The following is a 2,876-nucleotide window of genomic DNA, read 5'->3' on the forward strand; positions in this document are numbered from 1 at the left end:
TCGGGCGCATCGACGGGTGGCCAGGACGGACGAGGTAGTGAGGCTTCTGATCACTCGATCTGACCCACACGACAATCACGTCGCGCCGACGAGAGATCTCGACATGCTCGAGTCGAACAGGAACGGCGGGTGAACAGTGATTGTCCAGTGCCTCCTGCAACGAGTAGAGTTCCTCGTCGGCATCCCGGACGCCCACTATGGAGCCATCGTCGTCCACGCCCAGAAGCAAATGCCCGCCGCGGGTGTTCGCGAATGCAATGACCTCCTTGGCCAGCCGATGGGGCCTGGGCACACGCCGTTTGAATTCCAGGTGCTGCCCCTCGCCGAGCGCGACGAGTCTTTCAAGTTCTCGGTGGGTCATCATTCCTGACACTTGCCGCTGCTGGTCGTCACCCGTCGACGGCATCGGGGAGCCAGTCCTCCCTTTTTGCCGCCCGATTCATCAGGTCGTCGACCGCCTCAGCCGGCTTCTTTCCCTCAAACAGAATCTGGTATACAGCTTCCGTGATCGGCATATCAATGTCGAGCTTCTTCGCGAGTTCGTACACGGATTTTGTGGTCCTCACTCCTTCCGCGACCATATCCATCTCCGCCTCAACCTCCGCCAGCGAGCGCCCGCGACCCACCTGCTCCCCCAGGTAGCGATTGCGGCTGTGCCGGCTCATGCACGTCACGACGAGGTCTCCGATACCGGCAAGGCCCGAGAATGTTGAGGGATCCGCACCGAGAGCGAGTCCGAGCCGTCGGATCTCTGCCATGCCACGCGTGATCAGCGCGGCCTTTGCATTGTCTCCGTATCCGACGCCCTCCTCCAGGCCGGCCGCCACCGCCATGACGTTCTTTACAGATCCCGCGATCTCGACTCCTCGAACGTCTGCATTGACATAGACGCGGAGTCTCTTGGTCATGAATATGTCCTGTATCTCCTCAGCAACCCGGATCGAGTTCGCTGCGGCAACAACGGCTGTCGGTACGTCAGCCGCCACCTCCTCGGCATGACTTGGACCGTAAAGAACCCCGATCTGCGATTCGGGCAAATCCGTCAGCACGTCGGCAAGCACCTGGGTCGATGTCATGAGCGTCGCGTTCTCGATGCCCTTTGCGACCGATACGACAATCAAGTCCGGTTGTACGTACGACTTCAGGCGCGTGGCCACTTCGCGAAGCGCATGCGAGGGCACCGCAAACACCCACACGGTGGCATCCGTGATGGATTCGAGAAGGTCCGAGGTAATTCGCACGCTGGCCGGAATCACGGCATCAGGCAGATACGTGGGGTTGTGACGGGACTCTGTCATCCTCGCTGCCGCGTCGGGTCTCCGGGCCCACAGCGAGACGTCGTGCCCGGACGAAGCCAGACTGATGGCGAGTGCCGTTCCCCAGCTTCCGGCACCGATAACGGCAATATGTGTTGTCTTCCGGTCCAACTTGCAGCCGCTACTCGGACAACTCTCCTTTCCCGATCAAGCCCTTTGCGGGCCTGAACGACCGTACACGGCTCTCGGTGCCGTCCATCAACCTTCGAATGTTAGATCTGTGTGCCCAGATCAATCCCGCTGAAATCACAATGCTGATAATAAAGAGACTCGCATCAAGCTGCTCGATCCCGAGATAGTATTTACGAACGCCGACGCTAATCGGAAACGCCAGAGTTGCCGTCAAAGATGCCAGCGAGACGGCTCTCGTAGTGAGGAGTACGAGAATGAACACGATCATGGTGACAGCCATCGAGACGGGCGTAATAGCGAACAGGACGCCCCCCGCCGTATTCATCCCCTTGCCGCCACGAAATCCGGCGAAGATGGGAAACATGTGCCCGGCCACCGCCCCTATGCCGGCCAGCATCTGCGCCAGCGTATTGACGTTCCAGAACGGCAGGTCCTGAGGCAGCGCATCAATTCGAACGAACTTCGCGATCAGGCCGGCAGCAATAAAACCCTTCCCCACGTCAATGAGCGTGGCGACCACTCCCGCCTTCCAGCCGAGGACCCGAAACGTGTTCGTCGCACCTGCATTACCGCTGCCGTGCTCTCTGACATCGATACCGTGCATCGCCTTGCCAGCCCAGAGACTTCCCGGAATGGAGCCAAGAATAAAGCTGAGCACGACGATGGTCGCTAGGGAGATCATGACTTACAATCGCGCCGGTGGGCCGAGGTCGAGGAGTTGGAAGCGCTTCTTGACACTCCGAACCGGACTGCTCGGTTTCATTCGACTACAACATTCCCCAACGATACGGGTCTTTCACCCAGGTCCTTGAGGCGATCGAACGCATCGTCGCTGACGGACTTCGACACGACTATGACAAGGCCGATTCCCAGATTGAATGTCCTGCGCATGTCTGACTCCGGGACGCCGCCCATATCCTGGATAAGCCTGAAGATGGGGGGTCTCGACCACGCAGCGTAGTCAACTTCTGCACGCAGGCCACCTCTGACGACCCTTGAGATGTTACCGGGGATGCCGCCTCCGGTGATGTGCGCCAATCCGTTCAGGCCGCTCATGGGGAGTACTGCCTGAATCGCGCCGAGATAGGACCGATGGACGGCCAGCAACGCCTCCCCAACACTCTGCCCCTCCAATGCGTCAGGTCTGGAATCTACCGTCAGATCTTCCAGAAGCACCTTCCGAGCCAGCGAGTAGCCGTTTGTGTGAAGTCCCGTCGAGGGCAGTCCGATCAACACATCTCCCGCCTCTACCCTGGAGCCATCTATGATTCGGTCCCGCTCCACAACGCCTACGATCGTACCGGCAAGATCGTAGTCGTCCATGGCATAAAGCCCGGGCATCTCTGCCGTTTCGCCCCCGATCAGTGCTACGGCATTCTCTGAACATGCCGTAGCAAATCCACGAACAATGTCCGCGCCGATCCCCGG

Annotated in this window: 4 protein-coding genes; all 4 read right to left on the bottom strand. The window is 59.5% G+C overall.

What is annotated here, in order from left to right; translation table 11 throughout:
• Positions 1–361 (bottom strand): ATP-binding protein (locus HKN37_16205; protein NNE48195.1); only part of this gene is annotated, 361 nt, incomplete at its 3' end.
• Positions 362–389: 28 nt separating this feature from the next.
• Complete coding sequence (locus HKN37_16210) at positions 390–1,427, bottom strand: NAD(P)H-dependent glycerol-3-phosphate dehydrogenase (protein ID NNE48196.1); 1,038 nt, start codon at positions 1,425–1,427, stop codon at positions 390–392.
• Between the two features lie 10 nt (positions 1,428–1,437).
• Positions 1,438–2,130: a glycerol-3-phosphate 1-O-acyltransferase PlsY gene (plsY, locus tag HKN37_16215; protein NNE48197.1), complete on the bottom strand. Its 693-nt coding sequence runs from the start codon at positions 2,128–2,130 to the stop codon at positions 1,438–1,440.
• Between the two features lie 77 nt (positions 2,131–2,207).
• Positions 2,208–2,876: phosphoribosylformylglycinamidine cyclo-ligase (locus HKN37_16220; protein NNE48198.1), on the bottom strand; the 669-nt coding region annotated here is incomplete at its 5' end.

The sequence above is a fragment of the Rhodothermales bacterium genome, from assembly GCA_013002345.1.
GTDB lineage: Bacteria > Bacteroidota > Rhodothermia > Rhodothermales > JABDKH01 > JABDKH01.

Coding starts and splice junctions, on each gene's coding strand:
- plsY (NNE48197.1), bottom strand. CDS start 2,130: ATGATCTCCCTAGCGACCATCGTCGTGCTCAGCTTTATTCTTGGCTCC.